A 16,157-nucleotide genomic window follows, 5' to 3' on the forward strand; every position below is an offset into this window, starting at 1 on the left:
TCAGGCCGCCTTCCTCTTGGCATCCATGACCTCAGCCAGCGGAGCAATGCGCACGCCGGCTGCGATCAGCTCGGAGCGGATCAAGCGGGCGAGGTCCACGGCGCCGGGGTTGTCGCCGTGCAGGAGGACCGTGTCGACGTCGATGTCCATGTCTACGCCATTGGCGCAGCGGAGCTTCCCTTCGACCACCATGCGGAGGGTCCGCTCCACGATTTCTGCGGGGTCGTGAAGGACGGCGCCGGGCTGGCTGCGGGGAACCAGCGTGCCGTCTTCCTGGTAGGCGCGGTCCACAATGCCGACGATCGCGACATCCAGCCCTGCTTCACGGGAGGCTTTGGCGAGTTCACCTTCCTGCGCCACAACGATGAGTTCGTTGTCCACGCGGGCAGCTGCCTCAGCGACGGCCTTGGCGTAGTCGGCGCGGACGGCAACCAGGTTGCCCAAGCGTCCGTGGGGCGCAAGGTGGGTCACCTTGGTGCCGTGGAAGGCCGCGAAACCGTTCAGGGCGCCCATTTGGTACAAGACATCGTTCTGGACTTCGCCCGCAGAAAGGCCCATGTCCCTGCGACCGAAGCCGCGGAGGTCGGGAAAGCTCGGGTGTGCTCCGATGCCAACTCCGCGCCGGACGCACTCGGCCACAGTTGCTGCCATGATGTCCGGATCGCCGGCGTGGAACCCGCATGCGATATTGGCGCTTGAGACGATCTCCAGGAGTTCCGAGTCGTCGCCAATGGTGTAGGCGCCGAATCCTTCTCCGAGATCCGCAACAAGATCAATCATCCGGTTCACGTGGTTCTCTTTCCGTGGTTCTGCAAATATGGTCCGGACAATAAACAGCCTTCAGAAAGGCAAAGGATAATTTCCGGAGAATGGCAATCGCTGCTGGAATTCCCAAACGTCGCCGCAAGTTCTTTCCAAAAGTCTCGCACTGGTCAACCACGTTGCACAAAGACCTAATAGCTATCCCGTGATAGCTCTCCGTTATGACGTGCACCACCGTGGGCTGTGTCCGCGGTCCCACCAACCACGCGCTGGCAGTGCCGCTATATTTGATCATCGGGACTTGCCACCCTGGGACTCCCCCACCCGGCACTCGTGACTCCCAAGGAAGGTAGATCCATGGACACGCGGAAGCTCTCATACTTCGTCCAAATCGTCGATTCAGGGAGCATCACCAAGGCCGCTGCGGCCCTGCACGTGGCGCAGCCGGCGCTGAGCCAACAGGTCTCCGCGCTGGAAACGGACCTCAAGCAACGCCTGCTGATCCGCAGCAAGCAAGGAGTGGAACCCACGGCCGCGGGCCACACGCTGTACCGCCACGCCCAGTCCATCCTTCGCCTGGTTGAGCAGGCCAGGCAGGACGTTGCAACATCGGGCGCAGCACCGTCCGGACGCGTCTCCATCGCGATCGCCCCGTACAGCATGGCTTCCAGCCTGACGCCCCAGATCATCAGCGAAGTGGGGCGGCGCTACCCGGACATCGTGGTCCACCTGACCGAGATCTTCGGTGGCGTCCTCAGCGAGGCCATCAAGAATGGCCGCCTGGACATGGCACTCATCTACGAGCCCGGGAAGATCCGGGGCGTGCAGTTCACCACCATGATCGTGGAGGACCTCCACCTGGTGGTCCACCCTGACGTGGACCTGACCCATGGCAAGAGCACCATCACCCTCAAGGAAGCCAGCTCGGTGGGGCTCTTCCTGCCGGAAAAGAACCACACCTTGCGCCAGATCATCGAGAAGGGCATGGCAGACCAGGACCTCGAGCTCCGGCTGGTGGGCGAAGTGGAGTCCGTCCCCTCGCTCACGCGCCTCATCAGGGCAAACCTGGGTGGAACCGTGGTCCCCAAATCGGCGGCCGACGCCCTGTTCCCGGACCAGGACTTCAAGGTGCTGCGGATCGTCGAACCCGGGCTGCAAAGCAAGATTGCCCTCTGCACCCCGGACCATGAGCCGCTCTCCGAGGCTGCCTCGGCCGTGCTCCTGGTGGTCAAGGAGATGCTGCACCAACAGCTGATCTCGAAGTACGGAACGGACCCCGTGCAGCTGCCCGCGCATCCATAACAAAGTCTTATCCGGACAGACAGCTTTGGTCTTATTCAAAACCGTGTGAGTTACCTAATATCGAATTAACAAGAAATTCGAAATACAGCTCACGGAATCGCGGGCCTGTTCAAAGGATAGAACGGTGAAAAAGATCAACTCGACCGGATGGGTTTCCAATCCAACCCGCGGAACGATCAGCGCACGTACCGGATTTCACTGCCCTCGGAATGGTTTCTGGCGTCCCATCGGCGGAGTCGGCGAACCCTTGTTCGTCTTCGAAGGCAGCCTGATGCCGGCACACGCCGGAAACAGCATCGAATGGCACCTCGTGGACACCCGCCCCGGACACGCGGGCCTCGACTAGACCCCCACGCCCCCGGCGGGCGGCCTGCCAAACCCAGCCAGCCGCCGTCGTACGGCACCGCCAAACCCAGCCAGCCGCCGTCGTACGGCACCGCCAAACCCAGCCAGCCGCCGTCGTACGGCACCGCCAAACCCGGCCAGCCGCCGTCGTACGGCACCGCCAAACCCGGCCAGCCGCCGTCGTACGGCACCGCCAAACCCGGCCAGCCGCCGTCGTACGGCAATCCAATCACCGCCGCACCGCACCCAAGGCGCCCTGCCGGACCCACAGTCCAGGCAAGGCGCCTTTCTTGTGCGGCGCCTACCTGTGCCCGGCGCCAGGCGCCGGATTGCGCCTGGCCACGCCGCCCCGCCCACAAACCGCGCCGCCCGCGCAGCCAGCAGCCTGCAGCCAGCAGCCTGCAGCCTGCACAACGCCAAAAGGGCCGGTCACCGTGGTGACCGGCCCTTTGGCGTGGGATCTAGTCCTCGACCAGCAGGCCCTTCTGCTTGAGCTTCTCGGTCAGGCCGCAGAGCTCGATGGTGTTGCCGCCGTCGTGGTAGAGCTTGATGAGTTCACGCTCGTGGTCGTCGCGTGCCTGGGACAGCGCGATGACTTCCTCGGCTTCCTCGCGACGGACAACCACCACGCCGTCAGCGTCGCCGCGGAGGATGTCGCCTGGGTAGATGATTTCGTCGCCGAAGACGATCGGGTGGTTGATCGGGCCGAGGGTTTCCTTGACGGTGCCCTTGATGGACACGCTGCCGGAGAACACGGGCAGGCCCAGTTCGATCAGGTCCTGGGTGTCGCGGACACCGGAATCCGTAACCATCGCGGCGATACCCTTGGCCTTCATGGCGTTGCCCAGGACGTCGCCGAACGTGCCGGCTTCGGCCATTTCCTGCGCGCCGACCAGGACGACGTCGCCGGCCTGGGCGTAGTGGATGGCCACCTGGAGCATGAGGTTGTCCTGCGGAGCGCAGGCGACGGTGACGGCCGGGCCACAGAAGGACATGGAGCGGTCGATCGGCTTGATCCGGGAGCTCAGCGCGCCGCGGCGGCCCTGGGCTTCATGGATGGTTGCGGAGGAGAACTTGGCGAGGCGGGCGACGACATCGGCGTCGGGGCGCTCGAACTTGGTCTTGACGTGGATCATTTCCTGAATCTTTCTAGTTGAGGGCGTTGACGGCGTCGCGGATGGAGTCCACGCCGGCGTTGATGGTCTCCAGCGAGGTGGCGAAGGAGATCCGGAAGTACGGGCCCAGGCCGTAGGCCGAGCCTTGGATGACGGCCACGCGGGCAGCGTCCAACAGGTAGAGCGTGAAGTCCTGGTCGTTGTCGATGACACGGCCGTCGGGCGCGGTCTTCCCGATCACGCCGGAGCAGTTCACGTAGGCGTAGAACGCGCCTTCCGCCGGCGCAACGGACAAGCCGTTGATGGCGTTCAAACCCTCGACGGCGGCATCGCGGCGCTTGCGGTAAACCTCCACGCTGTCGCGGACGAAGGACTGGTCGCCATTCAGTGCGGCGGCCGCTGCCGCCTGGCTGATCGACGACGGGCAAGAAGACGTTTGCGACTGCAGCTTGTTCATGGCAGCGATCAACGGTGCAGGTCCCACGCCATAGCCCAGGCGCCAGCCCGTCATGGCGTACGCCTTGGACACGCCATTGACCAGCAGGATGCGGTCCTTCAGCGCCGGGGCGGCCGTGACCAGGCTGGTGACGCGGCCTTCGCCGAAGTAGACCTCGTCGTAGATCTCGTCGGTGAGGACGAAGACGCGCGGGTTCTCTTCGAGGACGGCACCGAGGGCCTGGAGTTCCTCACGGGAGTAGACGGCACCGGTGGGGTTGGACGGTGCGTTGAGGATGAGCCACTTGGTCTTGGGGGTGATGGCTTCCTTGAGTGCAGCCGGGGTGAGCTTGAAGCCGGTTTCCTCGCCGCACGGAACGATTACGGGAGTGCCGTCGTTGGCCAGGACCATGTCCGGGTAGGACACCCAGAACGGGGCGGGGACGATGACTTCGTCGCCTTCGTTGAGGGACGCCATGAGCGCCACGTAAAGGACCTGCTTGGCGCCGCCGCCGATGGTCAGCTGGTTCGCTGCATACGAGTGGCCGGTGTCCCGCTGGATCTTGTTCAGGATGGCGGACTGCAACGCAGGGGTACCGGTGACCGAGGTGTACTTGGTCTCGCCTGCGTTGATTGCCTCGATCGCGGCGGCCTTGATGTGGTCCGGGGTGTCGAAGTCCGGCTCGCCGACGGTCAGGTCGATGATCGGGATGCCTTCAGCTTTCAATTCACGGACGCGGGCGGCCGCGGCGACGCTGGCTGAGGCCTTGATGCGGGTGACCCTCGACGCCGGCACGAACTCGGACATGTCTCCTCCAGGAATGTGGAACTCGGGACGCGCGGATTCGCGGATCCCTTTGTTCGAGACTAAGTACGTCCGGGGTGCCGTGGATAAGACCTAATGTGCGTGGATTCATAAGGGGGCCTTATGACGTGGGTCTCTTTATGGGTTAACCGAGCCTGAAAGCGCATGATGAGGCGCATATGGGCCCTCATCCATGCACTTTGCTTATGGGTTCACGCGGTATTGGTATTTCCACGGGCGGGTGAACGGTGCCTAGATTCGAGGGGTCAGCAGTGTCCGAATCCTCTGTGAAAGGGAGCCCATGCCAGCGCGAACCCGGCCATCCCAGCACCCGGCTGCGGCATCACCCACGATCCAGACGGGTTCGGCACGGTCCGGTGAACCGCACCAGGTCCAGGGGCGTTCGGCCGCGGGGCGTTACACCTACCGTGCCAACTCCCAGGCGAGGCCCGCATCAGCGCCCGACGCCGACCACGCCAAACTCACGCACGCGCTGGGCGTCCATCGGCAGCTCCTCTCCCACGCCGCCAGTTCCATTAGGACGCTGACTGCGGCCAGGAACGACCTGATCGCGCAGGCTGTGGAGGACGGACTGTCGCTGGCCACCGTCGCAGCAGTCACCGGGGAGAACCTCCGCACCGTCCGAACCATCGCTTTGGCTTATGACGATCTGCACGTGAGCGGCCTCCCCCGCCAGGCCCAACTGGATGCGCTCAAGGCCAAGAGCCAGGAGTTGCAGGCGGCCGAACATCATCGGGGGCAGATCACCGAGCGCCGGGAAGCACTGATCGTCCTGGCTTTGCGCAACCAGGTGTGCGACGACCTTGAACTCGCTTCGCTGACCGGCCTGACGCCGGACCACATCCGCCGCTCCACCCGTGGCATCGCCCGCGCTACTTAAGGGCGGGCTGCGCACTCCCCCACACACTGCAGGCACCGCACAAGGCGGGAAGGCAGCGGAAGCCGGCGGACCGCCGTCGTACGTCCGCGCGGCCAGTAGGACGGACCGTTGTCTCCCGGCGGTCGCGCCGGTAGAACAGAGTGATGAGTGACGTGAATTCGTGGATGGACCTGTACCAACGCGCGTGGACCTCGAACGAGCCGGAAGACATCAAGGCTTTGTTTTCCGAGGATGCCGTCTACAACACCCGGCCCCACGACAAGGAGGCCTGGCGCGGGCACGAGGCAATCGTGAACGAGTGGACGGGCGATTCCTCCGATAAACCCGAGGACTGGACCTTCGAGTGGACCCTCCTGGGCCAGGACGGCGACACTGCGTTCGTCCAGGGCCTGACCACCTATCTCAACGGCCAACCCGCCTACGACAACCTGTGGGTCATCCGGTTCGCCGAGGACGGGCGGGCACGCGAGTTCACGGAGTGGTACATGGCCCGGAAATAGCTACCGGGGGCTGACCAGGACGTTGTCGTGGATCTTGGTGAGTCCCTGGAACTCAGGGCGGGAAGTGTCCACGCCGTCGTTGACCAAGGTGGACTCTGAACCGTCGACGCTGGTGACAGTGACAATCCGCTGGGCGACCCCGGCCGCCGCGCAACCGGTCACCCACCGTTCGGGAAGTCCCGCCGGGACCACTGTCAAACACACGGTGCCGGCGGTTTTGCTCCTGCCGGCGTAGTACTTCACATCGTGGTAGGTAGCGAGCAGCCGGGTCGACCCGGGCTCCACCTCGAAATCCACACCGGAAAGACCCACGGAATCCGGCAACGTGTCCTCCGCCGTGGCCTCCTGGTTCAGCACCTTCAATCCGGCCGGCTGCGGCGAGCACGCGACAAGTGCGGCCATCATCGCAAACACCAACAACACACGGCTCTTCATAGCTCTGCCCCCTCAGGCTGTAGATCCTTCGAGCCTACCCGAGGGTCAGTAGCTGTCGCGTTCGGCCTTCTCCGACGCCGGGATGAACGTCTTCGCGAAACCCTCCGACGCGCGGGCGAGCACGGCGACATCCGCACCAACCAAAACGAAGGAGGCTCCGGCGTCGAGATACGCGCGGGCGGTGTCCGGGTTGAAGGCATTGACGCCGGCCGGCTTGCCTGCCGCTTTCGCGGCTTCCAGGCAATGCTCGACGACGGCCCTCACCAACGGGTTTTCCTGCTGTCCCAGCAGGCCCATGGACGCTGCGAGGTCCGAGGGGCCGAGGAAGATGCCGTCCACGCCGTCGACAGCGAGGATCTCTTCCACGGCGGACGCGGCGGCCTCGGATTCGATCTGGACGGTGAGGCTGATGGTTTCCGATGCCGTGGCAAGGTAGTCCGGAACCCTGTTCCAGCGGGAGGCCCGGGCCAGCGCGGAGCCGACCCCGCGAACCCCGTGGGGCGGGTAACGGACAGCGGCGACGGCGGCAGCGGCCTCTTCAGCGCTGTTCACCATCGGGATCAGCAGGTTCTGCACCCCGAGGTCCAGGTACTGCTTGATCACCACGGTGTCGTTGACCGGGGGCCGGACCATGACCTGCAGCGGGTATCCGCTCACTGCATGGAGCTGGGACAGGATCGATTCGAGGCCGTTGGGGCTGTGCTCGGCGTCGATCAGGAGCCAATCCAGGCCAGAACCAGCACAGATTTCAGCCACGAGCGGGCTCCCGGAGCACACCCACATCCCCGCGAGCGGACGGTCTGCCTCCGCAAGCGCGGTGGAGAAGGTTGGGGTCAGTTGAAGTGGCATGTGACAACTCCCAACGGTCCGTAATCAGCGTGGACGGTATCACCTTTGTACACCCAGAGGGGCCGGGTGAACGAGCCCGCCAGGATGATATCTCCGGCCTTCATCGAGTCCCCGTGGGCGGCGATTTTGTTGGCCAGCCAGTGGACTCCGTTGGCCGGGTGATCCAGCACGCCGGCCGCGACTCCGGTTTCCTCGACGGTCTGGTTCTTATACAGGATCGCCGAGACCCAGCGCAGGTCCACGGCATCGGGCTTGACCGGCCGTCCGCCGATCACCATCGCCCCCATCGCGGCGTTGTCCGAGATGGTGTCCACGATGGTCCGGCCCTCCATCTCGATCCTGGAATCCAGGATCTCGAGGGCCGGAACCACGTAATCGGTGGCGTTCAGGACATCGAAAATGGTGCAACCGGGACCCTTGAGCGAGTCCTTGAGGACGAACGCCAACTCCACCTCAACCCGCGGATGGGTGTACTGGTCCCAGTCCACGGAGCAGCCGGTTTCGAAGACCATGTCATCGAAGATCGCACCGTAGTCCGGCTCGGTGATACCCGTGGCGGCCTGCATGGCCTTGGACGTGAGTCCGATCTTCCGCCCCACCAACGTGCGGCCGGCTTCCTCGTTCCGCTGCCGCCAGAGCTGCTGCACGGCGTAGGAGTCCTCCACCGTCATTTCCGGGTAGCGGGCGGTCAGTCGCGGCACCGGTTTGCGGTTCCGGCCCGCTTCGAGCAGTTCATCGGCAATGGCTTCGATCGTCTTCGCGTCCAGCATGGTTTTAGACCTGCGCTCCCAGTTTGAATCCTTCGGCGGAGTTGCCCTCGGTGGGTCGGGTGTAGGAGAAGCCGTCGGCGCCCACGGTCACGGCCATTTCGGACTTCTCTTCGCGTTCGATGACCGGTTGGGGGTTTCCGTCGAGGTCCAGGACGAGGGAGGCCTCGGTGTACCAGGACGGGACGACGGGGTTGCCCCACCAGTCGCGGCGCTGGTTGTCGTGCACGTCCCAGGTGATGGTCGGGTTGTCCGGGTCGCCGGTGTAGTAGTCCTGGGTGTAGATCTCGATGCGGTGCCCGTCGGGGTCCAGGATGTAGAGGTAGAACGCGTTGGAGACACCGTGGCGGCCGGGGCCGCGTTCGATGCGGTCGCTGATGCGCAGGGCGCCCATCTTGTCGCAGATCTGGATGATGTTGTGCTTCTCGTGCGTGGCGAACGCGACGTGGTGCATGCGGGGTCCGTTGCCGCCGGTCAGGGCGGTGTCGTGCACGGTCTGTTTGCGGTGCATCCACGCGGCGTAGGTGACGCCGTCGGCGTCCTTGATGTCTTCGGAGACGCGGAAGCCGAGGTCTTCGAGGTATTTCCGGCCACGGGGCACGTCCGGGGTGACCTGGTTGAAGTGGTCCAGGCGGACCAGTTCACCGGCGGAGTACAGGTCGTAGCGCTGGGTGAGGCGCTCGACGTGCTCCACGTCGTAGAAGAACTCGTACGGGAAGCCCAGCGGGTCCTCGACGCGGACGGAGTCGCCCACGCCCTTGGTGAAGCCTTCCTTGCGGCGCTCCAACCGGCAGCCGAGTTCGCGGTAGTAGGCCTCGGCGGCGTCCACCTCTGCCGGGGACTTCACCCGGTACGCGAACGCTGCGACGGCGGCGACCGGGCCCTTGCGCAGGACCAGGTTGTGGTGGATGAACTCTTCCAGGGAGCGCAGGTAGATCGCGTTCTCGTCTTCCTCGGTCACGTGCAGTCCGAGGACATCGACGTAGAACTCGCGGGACTTGGCCAGGTCAGTGACCACGATGTCCATGTAGGCGCAACGGACAATGTCCGGGGCCGGGACGGTCGGGGTGGGGATGGGGCCGGTGAAGGGGTTGCTCATGATGGTCTCTCTTCGTTGAAAGTGTTTGTTTGTGGTTACCCAACTGGGTCGCATTTGTGCGCGTTATGACGGCTCAAAACGCGCACTATTGCGACTCAGTTGGGTGAGGGTTGCGTGTTAGGCGCCGAATTTCGGGGTGTGCACGGAGCCGAGGGTGATGTGCACGGCCTGCTGGTCGGTGTAGAAGTCGATGGAGCGGTAGCCGCCTTCGTGGCCCAGGCCGGAGGCTTTCACGCCGCCGAACGGGGTGCGCAGGTCGCGGACGTTGTGGCTGTTGAGCCACACCATGCCGGCCTCGACGTTCTGGGAGAAGTTGTGGGCCCGGGTCAGGTTCTGGGTCCAGATGTAGGCCGCCAGGCCGTACTTGGTGTTGTTCGCCAAGGCGAGGGCCTCGTCGTCGTTCTCGAACGGGGTGATGGCCACGACGGGACCGAAGATTTCCTCCTGGAAGATCCGCGCGTCAGGTGCGACGTCGGCAAACACCGTGGGTGCGATGTAGTTGCCTTCGGGCAGGTGGTCGGGTCGGCCGCCGCCGGCAAGGAGCCGGCCTTCGGACTTGCCAATCTCCACGTACGATGCGACCTTGGCGTAGTGCTCAGGGTGGACCAGTGCACCCACCTGGGTCTTGGGATCGTGCGGATCGCCCACCACGATGTTCTTGGCGCGTGCGGCGTACTTTTCGCAGAACTCCTCGTAGACGGCACGCTCAACCAGGATCCGGGACCCGGCGGTGCAGCGTTCGCCGTTGAGCGAGAACACCCCGAACAGGGCCGAGTCGATCGCGGCGTCCAGGTCAGCGTCAGCGAAGACCACGCACGGGGACTTGCCGCCGAGCTCCATGGACAGGCCCTTGAGGTTGGCAGCAGCGTTTCGGAAGATCGTCTGGCCGGTGGTGGTCTCGCCCGTGAAGGAGATCAGCGGAACCTCGGGGTGCTTCACCAGCGCGTCGCCGGCTTCTTCGCCCAGGCCGTTGACCAGGTTGAACACACCATCGGGCAGGCCCGCGTCCTTGAAGATCGTGGCCCAGAGCGATGCAGACAGCGGGGTGAACTCGGCCGGCTTCAGGACCACGGTGTTGCCGGTGGCCAAGGCCGGGGCGAGCTTCCAGGACTCGAGCATGAACGGAGTGTTCCACGGCGTGATCAAACCCGCGACGCCAATCGGCTTGCGGTTCACGTAGTTGATCTGTGAACCAGGGACCTTCATGGCGTCATCGAACTGCGCCACGATCAGGTCCGCGAAGAACCGGAAGTTCTCCGCAGCACGCAGTGCCTGGCCCTTGGCCTGGGTGATCGGCAGGCCGGTATCGAACGTCTCCAACTCGGCGAGGCGGGCTTCCTGGGCTTCGACCGCGTCGGCGATCTTGTTCAGCACCCGGGCACGCTCGCGCGGCTTCATCTTCGGCCACGGGCCGTTGACGAACGCTTCGCGGGCGGCGGCGACAGCGAGGTCGATGTCTTCCTTCTGCCCTGCTGCGGCGGTGGCGTAGTTCTGGTTGGACACCGGGTCCAGGACATCGAAAGTCTTGCCGGAGACCGAATCAACGAACTCGCCGTTGATGAAGTGCTGGATGTGCGTGGGCAGATCCTCGGGAACGTAATGCTTGGTGGTTTCTACGGAGGTCGTCATCGTTGAGTTCCTTTAGTTGGTGGTTGCCAGATAGGCGTCGAGGGTGGCCGCGCGGTGTTGGCGGGCTGCTTTTTCGATGGTGTCGGCGTCTGCTCCGGACTCGATGAGCTGGAGCAGGGCCTCGTGTTCGCGTACGGATTCCTGGGCACGGCCGGGCACGAAGCGGAACGTGGACGAGCGCAGGGACGCCAGCCGGTTCCAGCCGCGGTGGACCAGGTCAAGGATGTGCGGGTTGGGGCAGTGTTCAAAGAGGACGCTGTGGAAGTCCTGGTTCAGGGTGGTGAATCGTACGGGATCGAAGTGTTCCAGGCACTCACGCATTTCCTGGTTCACGGCACGCGCCCGGGCAATCGTCGCGGGATCAATGAGCGGTGCAGACAACGCCGTGGCCGCGCCCTCCACGATGCTCAGGGTCTGCATCGTGTACAGGTACTCGGTGGGGTCGATCCCCGAGACCGTGGCGCCGACGTTCCGTTCGAACTTCACGAGCCCTTCAGCTTCGAGGCGGCGGATTGCTTCGCGGACCGGGACCACGCTGAAGCCCAGGTCCTCGGCGATCTTGGCGAGCACCAGCCGGTATCCCGGCGTGTAGGTGCCCTCCACGATCCGGGCCTTCACGGCGGCATAGGCCTGCTCCGACTTGCTGCCGGGCTTTGCGTCCGCGTCACCGTTCATAGCGTTCACGACGCCGGCACGTCCGACGGCGGTTTCAGTCACCTTGGGCTCCTTCCGCGGCGGCGTCCTTCGACGCAGCCCACTCTGCGTACCGGGCCTGCCAGTCCTTATTCATCGGGTAGAGCCCGTCCACGCTGTTGCCTTCCTGGACCATCTGGAAGATGAAGACTTCTTCTTTTTCCTGGGCGATGCAGTTATCCACGAGTTCTTCGGCGATGGCCGGCGGGATGACCAGGATGCCGTCGGAGTCGGCCACGATGATGTCCCCGGGCTGCACGGTCGCGCCGCCGCAGGCGATGGTGATGTCCGTGTCCCACGGGATGTGCCGGCGTCCGAGCACTGCCGGGTGTGGGTTCGCGAAGTAGGTGGGCATCTCCAGATCCGCCACAGCAGAGTAGTCCCGGACACCGCCGTCGGTAATGATCGCAGCGGCACCACGAACCTGTGCGCGGAGCGCGAGGATGTCGCCCACCGTCCCGGTGCCCTTTTCACCCCGGGCTTCCATGACCAGGATTTCGCCCTCGTTCACCGAATCGATCGCACGTTTTTGGGCGTTGAACCCGCCGCCGTGGGTCTTGAACAAGTCCTCGCGGTTCGGAACATAACGCAGCGTGCGGGCCAGGCCCACCACCTTGCGGTCCGGGCGGGTGGCCTGCAGTCCGTCGATGCTCACGTTGTTCAGGCCGCGCTTACGCAACTGCGAAGACAACGTGGCCGTGGCAACGGACTCCAGCTTGGCCTTCAACTCCGGAGTCAACACACTCGCGGTGGAAGCATCGGACGCGGCCGGTGCCAGCCCAGCGGCTTCGCGGGAGCCGTAGGCCTCTTCCCTCTGGGTGTCATCGGTCTTGGGGCGGGCACCAAAGTCCGCGAACGGCGTCGTACCTTCCGTCACCTTGGTGGTCAGGCGTCCGGTGCTGAAATCGCCTCCGGTGACCTCAATTTCGACGACGTCTCCCGGCGCAGCAACCGACGCTCCCGCCGGGGTGCCGGTGAGGATGACGTCGCCCTCTTCGAGGGTCAGCAGTTGGGAAAGGTCCGCGACGAGCTGGGCGAAGGGGAAGAGGAGATCCTCGGTGGTGTCGTCCTGGACGAGTTCACCGTTGTGCCAAGTCCGGATCCGCAACTGTGCGGGGTCCACAGCGTCGGCCGGGATCAGAGCCGGGCCCACCGGAGTGAACCCGTCGCCACCCTTGGACCGGACGTTCGAGCCCTTGTCCGCGTAACGGAGGTCGTACACACCGAGATCGTTGGAAGCCGTGACCCACTCGACGTGGCTCCACGCGTCTTCCAAACCAACGCGGCGGGCAGCCTTGCCGATCACCAGCGCGATCTCACCCTCGTAACCCAGCAGCTCACAACCGGCCGGACGCTCCACCGTGCCCGGAGCATCCGCCGAACCCAACGCCAACGACGACGACGGCTTCAGGAAGTACGACGGCTGCGCAGGGGTCCGCCCACGCTGGGCAGCACGGCTCGGGTAATTGATATGGACCGCGATCACCTTGCGCGTCCGGTCCAGCACATCCTGGCCCAGCTCCTGCGTCCGGAACTCCACTGTCACGAACCGCTCCCTCCAAATATCTGATTGCCTTCGCTATCAGGTACGAAATCGTATACGAAAACTATGGCGCGGTTTGCTGATGACGTCAACCCCTGTTTATCGGCGTCGGTTTTGCTGGATCGTTCGCCTGGACGCCGGCAAGTTCGCGTTAATACGGGGCTTGTGTTCCGTAGCCGAGGCAATGATCCGGCAGAAAATGGGTTCATTCTGTCAGTGGCATCCCGTAGGGTCGGGGGCATGGACATCATCCTGGTACCTGGTTTCTGGTTGGACGCGTCGTCATGGCAGGAGGTAACACCCGCCCTCGTGGATGCGGGCCACACAATTCATCCCCTGACTTTGCCGGGCTTGGAGTCCGTTGATGCTTCACGGTCCGGGATCGGCCTGCGGACGCACATTGATGCGGTGGTCGAAAAGGTGGATTCGCTGGACAGTGACGTGATTCTGGTGGGGCACTCGGGCGGCGGCGCCATCATCCATGGCGTTGCGGATGCCCGCCCGGAACGGGTTGCCCGCGCCATCTATGTGGACAGCGGACCACTCGGGCAGGGTGCCGTCATCAACGACGAACTGCCCAACGATGGCGATGACATTCCGCTGCCTCCGTGGGAAGGTTTCGAGGACGCAGACCTGGTGGACCTGACGGACGAACTCCGCGACGCGTTCCGCGCACGGGCGATTCCGCAGCCCAAGGGAGTGGCCTACGACCAGCAGCGTCTCCACGACGTTCGCCGCTACGAGGTTCCGGCCACGATCATCGCGTGCGAATTCCCGTCCGCCATGCTCACCGAAATGATGGACGCCGGGCATCCGTTCACCGAGGAACTGGCCCGCATCCGCGACGTTGAGCTCGTGGACCTGCCCACGGGACACTGGCCGCAGTTCACCAAGCCCGCTGAATTGGGCCAGGCGATTCTCAGGGCAGTTGAGCGGAGCGCTTAATGCAGGAGCCGGCGTCGGGCGTTAATGCCCGACGCCGGCCATCCCCTTGGGTGCGCCGCCAACGGCCCGGCCCGGCTGGGCTGAGGCGCTGCCAGGCTGCAAGCCGCCCGGCTTCGCCGACGGGCCGCCTGGCTGGACTGAGCCGCTGCCCGACTGGACTGACAGGCGGCCCGGCCAGGCTGAGGCGCTGCCCGACTGGACTGACAGGCGGCCCGGCCAGGCTGAAGCGCTGCCCGACTGGACTGACAAGCGGCCCGCCTAGGCCTTGGGCGGCGTGTTGGTGGCCGGTCCTTCGGGAGCTGCCCCGCCCTCGCCCGTCCAGTCGCTGCCCGTGGTGTCGTCGAGCGCGGGATCGGAGACCACATCACCTTTGACCGTAGGAACCGTGGCGGGCTCGCCTGTGGAGTGCTGGCCGTTCTTGGAGTCCAGAATCCCCGGGAACATGGTTTCGGCCTTCTCCATAAGTTTCTTGCCGGCCGCGTAAAGGTTGTCGAGGATGTCCGGAACTGATTCCTGGACGGTTTCGGCCGCGTGGTGGACGTTTTCCTGCACGTCCGGGTTCTTCCACACCTTCTCCGAGCCTCCCCGGATCCGCCGGTACACCTCCGGCCAGGACTTGGACCCCCACACGTAGCCCACAGCCACACCCGCCGCGAACAAAATCTTCCCTTTCACAGGAATCACTCCTTTCGAGGTGCCATTTCCCTTATTGACCCTAGTACCCACCAAGACACACTGTCACGCACGTTTCGGGGGCCAAATGATGGTGCATTTGCCGAATTGCCCGCAGCGGCTAAACTTTTATGCCAACCAGCGGAAAACCGCCGGCAAGGACATCGCAACCCGAGGAGTGAAAACCATGGGACTGGGTGACAAGATCAAGAATGCCGCCGAAGAACTGGGCGGAAAAGCCAAGGAGAAAACCGGCGAGGCCACTGGCGATCCGGAACTGCAGGCAGAGGGCCAAGGAGACCAGGCCTCCGCAAACCTGAAGCAGGCCGGAGAGAAGGTCAAGGACGCAGCGAAGGACCTGTTCGACAAGAAATAGGGGTCCAACTGGGCAGATGCAGCATCGCCAGGAGCCTCCGGCAACGCGGACCACGAAATAATCAGGTTACTTGCTGTTACCCCTGCGAGCGGCTAGCGTTACTGGTGTAGTGCCGACGTCGAAACAGATCGACAGGAGTGCTCTTGGCTGCATTTAACAAATGAATCGCACATTGCAGACACCACTTCATCCCCCTATTTACCGGGTCGCGACGAAGTCAAAATCACAGCGCCCGGGAACCCATATAAAAAACCCGGTGATCAACACCTTTTCATCGGGTTCCTGAAATTTTCACCATCAAGAAAGTAGGAGCAAAAATGGGTTTCTTTGGATTTCTTTTGCTCGGCCTCCTGGCAGGCGCCATCGCCAAACTGATCCTGCCGGGACGCCAAGGCGGCGGCTGGCTGGTAACCCTCCTGCTCGGCGTCGTGGGCGCCCTGCTGGGTGGCTGGATCGGAGGCCTCATCTTCGGCGAGGGACTCACGCAATTCTTCGCCATCCGGACCTGGCTCCTGGCCATCGGCGGTTCCATCATCGTGCTGCTGATCTGGGGCATGGTCACCAACCGAAGGGCACACCATGGCTGACGAAAACACGGGCGGCACCAACGAAGACCTGGAAGGCCAGTACCCCGAGGGCGATTACGGAACCGGAGGTGCTTCTCCTGAGGCATTGAAGGACGATGCCGGCGGCGACTACACCGCAGGAGACTACGCCGAGAAGACTGTCCCTTCCGCCGATGCGGAGCTGGACGAGAAGAACACCGAAGACGTCCCCGCGGACCGGCCTTTCTCGTCCGAGCCGGATGATGAGGCCGCAGGCACGGGACACCCGTAGGCCGCGGAACCAAACCACGCAAAGAGAACCCGGAGGCAGCCGTTCCTGTCTCCGGGTTCTTGCTTGCCAGCATCTTCTACGCACCACGCCCGTACGGTGGTCCAAGGTGTCCTGATACTTTCGGGCAAGGATAGTCGGGGCGGGACG

At 64.1% G+C, this 16,157-nt stretch carries 20 protein-coding genes; 8 read left to right on the forward strand and 12 right to left on the reverse strand.

Going from position 1 to position 16,157, the window contains the following annotated elements:
* Positions 1 to 789: a LamB/YcsF family protein gene (locus tag ACIQTZ_RS18240; protein ID WP_402982687.1), complete on the reverse strand. Its 789-nt coding sequence runs from the start codon at positions 787 to 789 to the stop codon at positions 1 to 3.
* 330 nt (positions 790 to 1,119) lie between these two features.
* Here ACIQTZ_RS18240 and ACIQTZ_RS18245 point away from each other — a divergent pair, with 330 nt between their 5' ends.
* Positions 1,120 to 2,064, forward strand: coding sequence for a LysR substrate-binding domain-containing protein (locus ACIQTZ_RS18245; RefSeq protein WP_397324516.1), 945 nt, complete (start codon positions 1,120 to 1,122; stop codon positions 2,062 to 2,064).
* 124 nt (positions 2,065 to 2,188) lie between these two features.
* Positions 2,189 to 2,410 carry a hypothetical protein gene (locus tag ACIQTZ_RS18250; RefSeq protein ID WP_397324515.1) on the forward strand — a complete coding sequence of 74 codons (222 nt, stop codon included), beginning with the start codon at positions 2,189 to 2,191 and terminating at the stop codon, positions 2,408 to 2,410.
* A 460-nt stretch (positions 2,411 to 2,870) separates the two neighbouring features.
* Here the strand turns inward: ACIQTZ_RS18250 and ACIQTZ_RS18255 are convergent, their stop codons facing one another.
* Positions 2,871 to 3,545: a 4-carboxy-4-hydroxy-2-oxoadipate aldolase/oxaloacetate decarboxylase gene (locus ACIQTZ_RS18255; protein WP_397324513.1), complete on the reverse strand. Its 675-nt coding sequence runs from the start codon at positions 3,543 to 3,545 to the stop codon at positions 2,871 to 2,873.
* A 13-nt stretch (positions 3,546 to 3,558) separates the two neighbouring features.
* The gene (locus ACIQTZ_RS18260) at positions 3,559 to 4,767 is read right to left on the reverse strand and encodes an aspartate transaminase (RefSeq protein ID WP_402982689.1); all 1,209 of its coding nucleotides are present in this window, start codon (positions 4,765 to 4,767) and stop codon (positions 3,559 to 3,561) included.
* A gap of 298 nt (positions 4,768 to 5,065) precedes the next feature.
* Here ACIQTZ_RS18260 and ACIQTZ_RS18265 point away from each other — a divergent pair, with 298 nt between their 5' ends.
* Positions 5,066 to 5,665, forward strand: coding sequence for a hypothetical protein (locus ACIQTZ_RS18265; RefSeq protein WP_402982691.1), 600 nt, complete (start codon positions 5,066 to 5,068; stop codon positions 5,663 to 5,665).
* A 143-nt stretch (positions 5,666 to 5,808) separates the two neighbouring features.
* The gene (locus tag ACIQTZ_RS18270; RefSeq protein ID WP_402982692.1) at positions 5,809 to 6,165 is read left to right on the forward strand and encodes a nuclear transport factor 2 family protein; all 357 of its coding nucleotides are present in this window, start codon (positions 5,809 to 5,811) and stop codon (positions 6,163 to 6,165) included.
* Here ACIQTZ_RS18270 and ACIQTZ_RS18275 read toward each other — a convergent pair whose 3' ends face one another.
* From ACIQTZ_RS18275 to ACIQTZ_RS18305, 7 genes are all read right to left on the reverse strand, one after another.
* Positions 6,166 to 6,600: a hypothetical protein gene (locus ACIQTZ_RS18275; protein WP_402982694.1), complete on the reverse strand. Its 435-nt coding sequence runs from the start codon at positions 6,598 to 6,600 to the stop codon at positions 6,166 to 6,168.
* Between the two features lie 45 nt (positions 6,601 to 6,645).
* Positions 6,646 to 7,449 carry an HpcH/HpaI aldolase/citrate lyase family protein gene (locus tag ACIQTZ_RS18280; protein WP_402982696.1) on the reverse strand — a complete coding sequence of 268 codons (804 nt, stop codon included), beginning with the start codon at positions 7,447 to 7,449 and terminating at the stop codon, positions 6,646 to 6,648.
* Positions 7,434 to 8,219, reverse strand: a complete 786-nt coding sequence (gene hpaH, locus ACIQTZ_RS18285) for a 2-oxo-hept-4-ene-1,7-dioate hydratase (protein WP_402982698.1) — start codon at positions 8,217 to 8,219, stop codon at positions 7,434 to 7,436. The genes ACIQTZ_RS18280 and hpaH overlap by 16 nt, the downstream gene beginning before the upstream one ends.
* A 4-nt stretch (positions 8,220 to 8,223) precedes the next feature.
* A complete protein-coding gene (hpaD, locus tag ACIQTZ_RS18290) occupies positions 8,224 to 9,315 on the reverse strand; it encodes a 3,4-dihydroxyphenylacetate 2,3-dioxygenase (protein ID WP_402982699.1) in 1,092 nt (363 codons plus the stop codon).
* 117 nt (positions 9,316 to 9,432) lie between these two features.
* Positions 9,433 to 10,944, reverse strand: a complete 1,512-nt coding sequence (gene hpaE, locus ACIQTZ_RS18295; protein ID WP_402982701.1) for a 5-carboxymethyl-2-hydroxymuconate semialdehyde dehydrogenase — start codon at positions 10,942 to 10,944, stop codon at positions 9,433 to 9,435.
* 12 nt (positions 10,945 to 10,956) lie between these two features.
* On the reverse strand, positions 10,957 to 11,661 hold the full coding sequence (locus ACIQTZ_RS18300; protein ID WP_402982703.1) for a GntR family transcriptional regulator: 705 nt from the start codon (positions 11,659 to 11,661) through the stop codon (positions 10,957 to 10,959).
* Positions 11,654 to 13,183 (reverse strand): fumarylacetoacetate hydrolase family protein, encoded by a 1,530-nt coding sequence (locus tag ACIQTZ_RS18305; RefSeq protein ID WP_402982704.1) that lies wholly within the window; start codon positions 13,181 to 13,183, stop codon positions 11,654 to 11,656. Before ACIQTZ_RS18305 ends, ACIQTZ_RS18300 begins: the two co-directional genes overlap by 8 nt.
* Before the next feature lie 237 nt (positions 13,184 to 13,420).
* Here ACIQTZ_RS18305 and ACIQTZ_RS18310 point away from each other — a divergent pair, with 237 nt between their 5' ends.
* Positions 13,421 to 14,125, forward strand: a complete 705-nt coding sequence (locus tag ACIQTZ_RS18310) for an alpha/beta fold hydrolase (protein WP_402982706.1) — start codon at positions 13,421 to 13,423, stop codon at positions 14,123 to 14,125.
* Positions 14,126 to 14,146: 21 nt separating this feature from the next.
* Here the strand turns inward: ACIQTZ_RS18310 and ACIQTZ_RS18315 are convergent, their stop codons facing one another.
* Both ACIQTZ_RS18315 and ACIQTZ_RS18320 read right to left on the reverse strand, forming a co-directional pair.
* Positions 14,147 to 14,374 (reverse strand): hypothetical protein, encoded by a 228-nt coding sequence (locus ACIQTZ_RS18315; protein WP_402982708.1) that lies wholly within the window; start codon positions 14,372 to 14,374, stop codon positions 14,147 to 14,149.
* Between the two features lie 9 nt (positions 14,375 to 14,383).
* Positions 14,384 to 14,800 (reverse strand): hypothetical protein, encoded by a 417-nt coding sequence (locus tag ACIQTZ_RS18320; protein ID WP_400333196.1) that lies wholly within the window; start codon positions 14,798 to 14,800, stop codon positions 14,384 to 14,386.
* Positions 14,801 to 14,984: 184 nt separating this feature from the next.
* Here ACIQTZ_RS18320 and ACIQTZ_RS18325 point away from each other — a divergent pair, with 184 nt between their 5' ends.
* The 3 genes from ACIQTZ_RS18325 to ACIQTZ_RS18335 all read left to right on the forward strand — a co-directional run bounded on the left by ACIQTZ_RS18325 (position 14,985) and on the right by ACIQTZ_RS18335 (position 16,010).
* On the forward strand, positions 14,985 to 15,173 hold the full coding sequence (locus tag ACIQTZ_RS18325) for a CsbD family protein (RefSeq protein WP_397324497.1): 189 nt from the start codon (positions 14,985 to 14,987) through the stop codon (positions 15,171 to 15,173).
* Positions 15,174 to 15,490: 317 nt separating this feature from the next.
* Positions 15,491 to 15,760 (forward strand): GlsB/YeaQ/YmgE family stress response membrane protein, encoded by a 270-nt coding sequence (locus ACIQTZ_RS18330; protein WP_397324495.1) that lies wholly within the window; start codon positions 15,491 to 15,493, stop codon positions 15,758 to 15,760.
* Positions 15,753 to 16,010 (forward strand): hypothetical protein, encoded by a 258-nt coding sequence (locus ACIQTZ_RS18335; RefSeq protein ID WP_400333193.1) that lies wholly within the window; start codon positions 15,753 to 15,755, stop codon positions 16,008 to 16,010. The genes ACIQTZ_RS18330 and ACIQTZ_RS18335 overlap by 8 nt, the downstream gene beginning before the upstream one ends.
* Positions 16,011 to 16,157 lie beyond the last annotated feature (147 nt).

It is taken from the genome of Paenarthrobacter sp. NPDC090520, from assembly GCF_044769205.1.
Lineage (GTDB): Bacteria > Actinomycetota > Actinomycetes > Actinomycetales > Micrococcaceae > Arthrobacter.

Bases quoted from the DNA above. Each gene is read 5' to 3' on its own strand.
- ACIQTZ_RS18245 (WP_397324516.1), top strand. From the start codon at position 1,120: ATGGACACGCGGAAGCTCTCATACTTCGTCCAAATCGTCGATTCAGGG.
- ACIQTZ_RS18255 (WP_397324513.1), bottom strand. From the start codon at position 3,545: ATGATCCACGTCAAGACCAAGTTCGAGCGCCCCGACGCCGATGTCGTC.
- ACIQTZ_RS18260 (WP_402982689.1), bottom strand. From the start codon at position 4,767: ATGTCCGAGTTCGTGCCGGCGTCGAGGGTCACCCGCATCAAGGCCTCA.
- ACIQTZ_RS18265 (WP_402982691.1), top strand. From the start codon at position 5,066: ATGCCAGCGCGAACCCGGCCATCCCAGCACCCGGCTGCGGCATCACCC.
- ACIQTZ_RS18270 (WP_402982692.1), top strand. From the start codon at position 5,809: ATGAGTGACGTGAATTCGTGGATGGACCTGTACCAACGCGCGTGGACC.
- ACIQTZ_RS18275 (WP_402982694.1), bottom strand. From the start codon at position 6,600: ATGAAGAGCCGTGTGTTGTTGGTGTTTGCGATGATGGCCGCACTTGTC.
- ACIQTZ_RS18280 (WP_402982696.1), bottom strand. From the start codon at position 7,449: ATGCCACTTCAACTGACCCCAACCTTCTCCACCGCGCTTGCGGAGGCA.
- hpaH (WP_402982698.1), bottom strand. From the start codon at position 8,219: ATGCTGGACGCGAAGACGATCGAAGCCATTGCCGATGAACTGCTCGAA.
- hpaD (WP_402982699.1), bottom strand. From the start codon at position 9,315: ATGAGCAACCCCTTCACCGGCCCCATCCCCACCCCGACCGTCCCGGCC.
- hpaE (WP_402982701.1), bottom strand. From the start codon at position 10,944: ATGACGACCTCCGTAGAAACCACCAAGCATTACGTTCCCGAGGATCTG.
- ACIQTZ_RS18310 (WP_402982706.1), top strand. From the start codon at position 13,421: ATGGACATCATCCTGGTACCTGGTTTCTGGTTGGACGCGTCGTCATGG.
- ACIQTZ_RS18325 (WP_397324497.1), top strand. From the start codon at position 14,985: ATGGGACTGGGTGACAAGATCAAGAATGCCGCCGAAGAACTGGGCGGA.
- ACIQTZ_RS18330 (WP_397324495.1), top strand. From the start codon at position 15,491: ATGGGTTTCTTTGGATTTCTTTTGCTCGGCCTCCTGGCAGGCGCCATC.
- ACIQTZ_RS18335 (WP_400333193.1), top strand. From the start codon at position 15,753: ATGGCTGACGAAAACACGGGCGGCACCAACGAAGACCTGGAAGGCCAG.